Source organism: Variovorax sp. 20P10.2.4 (assembly GCF_058244205.1).
Map to the genome: position 1 here is coordinate 1 of NZ_JBZAYE010000476.1, position 5,804 is coordinate 5,804.

Sequence of the window (5,804 nt, forward strand, 5' to 3'; positions counted from 1 at the left end):
CAGATGCTGATCTACCCCGGCACCACCGGCCACCAGGACACCGAGTCGCACCGCCGCTACGCCCAGGGCCCGCTGCTGACCAAGGCGCTGATCGACTACTTCTTCGGTCAGTACGTGCGCAGCCCGGCCGACCGCGACGACTGGCGCTTCGCGCCGCTGATCGCCGACGACGTCGACGGCGTGGCACCGGCCTGGATCGCGCTGGCCGAGTGCGACCCGGTGGTCGACGAGGGCATCGCCTATGCCGACAAGCTGCGCGCCGCGGGCGTGCCGGTCGACCTCGAGATCTACCGCGGCGTGATCCACGAGTTCCTCAAGATGGGCCGCGCGGTGCCCGAGGCGCTGCAGGCGCAGGACGATGCGGCGAAGGCGCTGCGCGACGCGCTTCGGCCCTGACGACCCCGATTTCATTTCCCCTGGAGACAACAAGAATGCAACGCAGTGATTTCCGTTTCTTCCACCGCCTGCGCGTGCGCTGGGCCGAAGTCGACATGCAGAAGATCGTCTTCAACGCGCACTACCTGATGTACTTCGACACCGCCATCGCCGACTACTGGCGCGCGCTCGCGCTGCCTTACGAGGAAGCGATGCATTCGCTGGGCGGCGATCTCTACGTGCGCAAGGCGACCATCGATTTCCGCGGCTCGGCGCGCATGGACGACGTGATCGACGTGGGCATGCGCTGCGCGCGCATCGGCACCTCGTCGATGACCTTCGAGGGCGGGCTGTTCCGCCAGGGCGAGTTCCTGGTCGGCTGCGAGCTGGTCTACGTGTTCGCCGACCCGGCCACGCAGACCTCGAAGCCGGTGCCGGCCTCGCTGCGCGCGATCCTCGAGGGCTTCGAGGCCGGCGAGACGATGCGCGCGATCGACACCGGCGACTGGGCCACGCTCGGCGAAGGCGCGGCGGCACTGCGGCGCGCGGTCTTCATCGAGGAGCAGAAGGTGCCCGAGGCGATGGAGTGGGACGAGCACGACGCGGCGGTGCCGCATGTGGTGGTGCGCAATCGGCTGGGCCAGGCGATCGCCACCGGCCGGCTGCTGCCGGCACAGGACGGCCGCTCGATGATCGGCCGCATCGCGGTGCATCGCGCGCTGCGCAGCGGCGGCCACGGCGTGGCGGTGGTGCAGGCGCTCGAGGCCGCGGCCCGGGTGCGCGGCGATGCGGAGATCGCGCTCCATGCGCAGCGCAGCGCCGAACGCTTCTACGAACGGCTCGGCTATGCGGTGCACGGCGAGCCCTTCGTCGAGGCCGACATCCCGCACATCGAGATGCGGCGCGTGCTGCGCTGAGCGTCATTCAGTAACGCGGCGGCGGATCGGGCACGTAGCCCGCCTCGGATTCGGGAAACGGCGTGGGCCCCGCGGGACGCGGCCAGCGCGGCGCCGGGTTGGCCGGGATCACGCCCGCGGCGACCAGGTTCTCGCGGCTGTCGTAGCGGATGCGCACCACCTCGTCGGGCGAGGAACGCAGGCGCTCGAAGGTGGTGTGGCCGACGTACGAGGTCTCGCGGCGGCCATGGCCGGTGCCCAGGCTGGGCGCGGGCTGGCTGCGCGACTGGGCCATGGCGGAGGATTCCGCGGGAGCCGCGCTGTCGGCCGAGGGCGCGGTTCCCGGCGCCGGCGCCATCGACTTGTTGCGGGCCTCGAAATCGCCGCGCGGGGCCGACTCCTCGCGGCTGTAGCCATCGCGGCGCGGATAGGGCATCGGCACGGGCGGCGGCGGCGGTGCCACGCGCTCACGGAAGACCGCGACGCCGATCACACCGACCTCGTCGGGCCGCCCGGTGCGGCTCGCGTAGGAATTGCCGTTGGCGGTGAACTCGAAGGCCGCGATCTGCGAATCGCTCTTGCGCCAGCCCGCGATGTCGGCGCGCTCGCCGCCCGTGAGCACGTAGCCGTTCTGCTGCACGCCCGCGGTTTCGCCGGTCAGCACGTTGACGCCATCGACCGACATCACGGTCATCAGCCGTTCGCCCATGCGGTTGCGCAGCCGCAGCGCATAGCGCGCGCCGGGACGCCCGGCCACCCAGTACTCGCCGTTGGCACGGTAGATCGGCAGCTCGCGGCCGGTGGCGCGGTCGACCACGCTGACTTCCATCAGGCCGCCGAGGCGGTCGACGGGCGAGGGCGGCAGGTAGGGGCGCGCCGGGGTCTGGGTGCAGGCCGAGAGCGCGGCCAGCGCGAGGGCGGTGGAGAAGAATCTGCGGTTCATGGAGGTCTCTCTTTCCTTGCCGGAAGTGGTCGGTGCAGGCTTCTACGGCGCACCGGCGGCAACGGGGTTAAGAAAGACGCACAAAAAAAGGCGCTATCTGAAAGATAGCGCCTTGCGCCCGAACGACGGGCGTTGGAAGCCCAAAACGCCTCACTGATTGGGCTTCAAGCTGCAGCGCGGTGCCGGTGGTCGGCGCCCGGTGCTGTTCGGAGACTCAGATATCTTCGAGCAGCGGATAAGGCAAAGGTTCCACCTGGAGCGCCGGGCCGCTGGCCGAGGCTGCATGCAGGCCGCCGGCCTCGAGCGCCGCGATCTGCATCGAGATCAGCGCGGCCCAGCCGCCGTCGGGCGCCGGCGCGGCCTGCGCTACCGTGCCCACGGGCTGTTCGGCATCGCTGGCGGCAAAGACTTCCTGGCCGGCCGCGACTTCGCCGTCGGCCTTCACGAGGTAGGTGCGGCGCTTGAGCGTGCCGCGGAACTGGCTGCGCGCCACCACTTCCTGGCCGGGGTAGCAGCCCTTCTTGAAGTTGACGCCGCCCACCGATTCGTAATTGATCATCTGCGGCACGAAGGCCTCGACCACCGGCGTGGTCAGCGTGACGATGCCGCTGCGCACCTCGCTCCACGACCACAGGGCCGCGTCGAGCGCGGCGCCCTGCGGCACGGCGCTGCCGGCCGGGGCCAGCCAGAGCGCGCGCGGCACGCCGTCGGCCGGGTAGAGCGAGATGGCGCTGCCGCCCTCGATGCCTTCGATCGCACGGCGCTGGCCGGGCGCGGCCGAGGCGTCGAGGCCGTTGGCCGCAAGCGCGGTGCCCGCGAGGCCGAACAGCGTGAACTGCTCGCTCGCGTCGCTGAGCTTGGCCTTGGCGCGCAGCACGTACATCGACAGCCGCTTGAGCGTGGCGGCCAGGATGTCGCGGCTGCAAACCAGCAGCACCAGCTCGGGTTGCGGGCGGATGCCGATGAAGCTCGCGATCACGCGGCCCTTGGCGGTGCACAGCGCCGCCAGGCGGGCCTCGGCGGCGCCGAGCAGGGAGAAATCCTGGGTCAGCTGGCCATGCAGGAAGGCCGCGGCATCGGGGCCCTCGGCACGGATCACGCCCAGATGGGCGAGGGGCGCAACGCCATTGAGAACGACTGTGGTCATCGCTGAATTATCATGGCCGGGCCTGATTCGTCGGGGCCGCGGCGACGGCAGCCTTTCTTGTTGCAGGGCCACCGCCTTGTCGGACCGCCTCTCTTTTCGCATTCGCCCCGCTCAGCCCCTTTCATCGCTTCCTTCCTCCGCTCTTCCATCGGATCCGTGCGCCGCTTCATCCTCACGCTCTTCCTGCTCGCTGCCCTGGCCGCGCTGGCCGCCGGTGCCGGCGGACTCTGGTGGGTGCACCAGCCGCTCAAGCTGCCGGCGCCCAACGTCGATCTGTCGGTCGAGCCCGGCACCACGCCGCGCGGCATCGCCCAGGCCGTGGCCGATGCCGGCGTGGCGGTCGACCCGCAGCTGCTCTACCTGTGGTTCCGCATCTCGGGCCAGGACCGGCAGATGCGCGCCGGCAGCTACGAGCTCGACCGCGGCGTGACGCCCAAGCTGCTGCTCAACATCCTGGTGCGCGGCGAGGAGGCCACGCGCAGCCTGGTGCTGGTGGAAGGCTGGAACATCCGCCAGGTGCGCGCCGCGCTCGCCAAGGCCGAGCAGCTCAAGCCCGACAGCGTGGGCCTGAGCGACGAGGCACTGATGGAAAAGCTCGGTCGTCCCGGCCAGCACCCCGAAGGGCGCTTCTTCCCCGACACCTACACCTATTCGAAGGGTTCGACCGACATCGCGCTGCTGCAGCGCGCCATGCGCGCCATGGACAAGAAGCTCGAGGCCGCCTGGGCCGCGCGCGGCAGCAACCTGCCGCTGCAATCGGCCGAGCAGGCGCTGATCCTCGCGAGCATCGTCGAGAAGGAGACCGGCAAGGCGGCCGACCGGGCCGAGATCGCCGCCGTCTTCAACAACCGACTGCGCATCGGCATGCCGCTGCAGACCGACCCGACCGTGATCTACGGCATGGGCACCGCCTTCGACGGCAACCTGCGCAAGAAGGACCTGCAGACCGACTCGCCCTGGAACACCTACATGCGCAACGGCCTGCCGCCCACGCCGATCTCCATGCCCGGCAAGGCCGCGCTGCTGGCCGCGGTGCAGCCGGCGCAGAGCAAGTCGCTGTATTTCGTCTCGCGCGGCGACGGCACCAGCCAGTTCAGCAGCTCGCTCGACGACCACAACCGTGCCGTCAACCGCTACCAGCGCGGCGGCGGCACTCCTGCGACCAAGGCGGCCCAATGAACGCTGGCGGACTCTTTCTCACGCTCGAGGGCATCGACGGGGCCGGCAAGTCCAGCCACCTCGATGCCTTGCAGGCGCTCTTCGAGGGCCGGGGCCGCGCGGTCACGCGCACGCGCGAACCGGGCGGCACGCCGCTGGCCGAAACGCTGCGCACGCTGATCCTCGAACAGCCGATGGATCCGCTGACCGAATCGCTGCTGGTGTTCGCCGCGCGGCGCGACCACATCGTGCAGGTGATCGAGCCGGCGCTGGCACGCGGCGACGTGGTGCTGTGCGACCGCTTCACCGACGCCACCTTCGCCTACCAGGGCGGCGGCCGTGGCTTCGACGCCGAGGTGCTGTCCACGCTCGAGCGCTGGGCGCAAGCCGGGCGCGGTGGGCAGTCCGAGGTGGCCTTGCTGCAGCCGCACATCACGCTGTGGTTCGACCTCGCGCCCGAGATCGCCGCCCAGCGCCTGGCCGGCGCGCGCGTGCCCGACAAGTTCGAGGCCCAGCCGGTCGAGTTCTTCCGCAAGGTCGCGCAGGGCTATGCCGAGCGCGCGGCCGCCGATGCGGCGCGCTTCGTGCGCATCGATGCGAGCCAGAGCCGCGACCAGGTCTGGCAACAGGTCGAGGCGGCGCTGGTGGCGCGCGGCCTGGCCGGGGAGGGGCGCGCATGAGCGCAGCGGAACTGTCGCCCTGGCTGCGCCAGCCGCTGGTCGAGCTGCTGCGCCAGCGCGGCCATGCCTGGCTGCTGCAAGGGCCCTCGGGCCTGGGCCAGTACGACCTGGCGCTCGCGCTCGCCTCGGCCTGGCTTTGCGAGCAGCCGACGGAGGAGGGCGCCGCCTGCGGCCATTGCCCGAGCTGCCACGCCATCGAGGTCCGTACCCATGCCGACCTCTGCGTGCTGATGCCCGAGGTGGCGATGCTGGACCTGGGCTGGCCGCTCGACGAGAAGGCCCAGGCCGACATCGACGACAAGAAGCGCAAGGCCAGCCGCGAGATCCGCGTCGAGGCGATGCGCGACGCGGTCGGTTTCGCGCAGCGCACCAGTGCGCGCGGCCGCGGCAAGGTGGTGCTGGTCTATCCGGCCGAGCGCATGAACACCATCACCGCCAATGCGCTGCTCAAGACGCTCGAGGAGCCCGTGGGCGACGTGCGCTTCGTGCTCGCGAGCGAGGCCGCCTGGCAACTGCTGCCGACCATCCGCAGCCGCTGCCTCGGCTTCACCTTGCCCTGGCCCGACACCGAGCAGGCCGAGGCCTGGCTCGCGGCGCAGGACATT

7 protein-coding genes are annotated in these 5,804 nt (G+C 70.8%); 5 read left to right on the top strand and 2 right to left on the bottom strand.

All coding sequences use genetic code 11. The features are described 5' to 3' along the window. Positions 1–396 (top strand): alpha/beta hydrolase fold domain-containing protein (locus tag AC27VN_RS30645; protein WP_490878994.1); only part of this gene is annotated, 396 nt, incomplete at its 5' end. 35 nt (positions 397–431) lie between these two features. Next, entirely contained in the window at positions 432–1,292 is an 861-nt protein-coding gene (locus AC27VN_RS30650; protein ID WP_490878995.1) for a YbgC/FadM family acyl-CoA thioesterase, read from the top strand. A gap of 7 nt (positions 1,293–1,299) precedes the next feature. Here AC27VN_RS30650 and AC27VN_RS30655 read toward each other — a convergent pair whose 3' ends face one another. Next, on the bottom strand, positions 1,300–2,214 hold the full coding sequence (locus AC27VN_RS30655; protein ID WP_490878996.1) for a hypothetical protein: 915 nt from the start codon (positions 2,212–2,214) through the stop codon (positions 1,300–1,302). A gap of 214 nt (positions 2,215–2,428) precedes the next feature. Then, complete coding sequence (ygfZ, locus tag AC27VN_RS30660) at positions 2,429–3,361, bottom strand: CAF17-like 4Fe-4S cluster assembly/insertion protein YgfZ (RefSeq protein WP_490878997.1); 933 nt, start codon at positions 3,359–3,361, stop codon at positions 2,429–2,431. A gap of 156 nt (positions 3,362–3,517) precedes the next feature. Here ygfZ and mltG point away from each other — a divergent pair, with 156 nt between their 5' ends. The 3 genes from mltG to AC27VN_RS30675 form a co-directional block, all read left to right on the top strand. Continuing rightward, complete coding sequence (mltG, locus tag AC27VN_RS30665; protein ID WP_093341959.1) at positions 3,518–4,540, top strand: endolytic transglycosylase MltG; 1,023 nt, start codon at positions 3,518–3,520, stop codon at positions 4,538–4,540. Next, a complete protein-coding gene (gene tmk, locus AC27VN_RS30670; protein WP_093341958.1) occupies positions 4,537–5,199 on the top strand; it encodes a dTMP kinase in 663 nt (220 codons plus the stop codon). The genes mltG and tmk overlap by 4 nt, the downstream gene beginning before the upstream one ends. Next, positions 5,196–5,804 (top strand): DNA polymerase III delta subunit-related protein (locus AC27VN_RS30675; protein WP_490878998.1); only part of this gene is annotated, 609 nt, incomplete at its 3' end. The genes tmk and AC27VN_RS30675, both read left to right, overlap by 4 nt.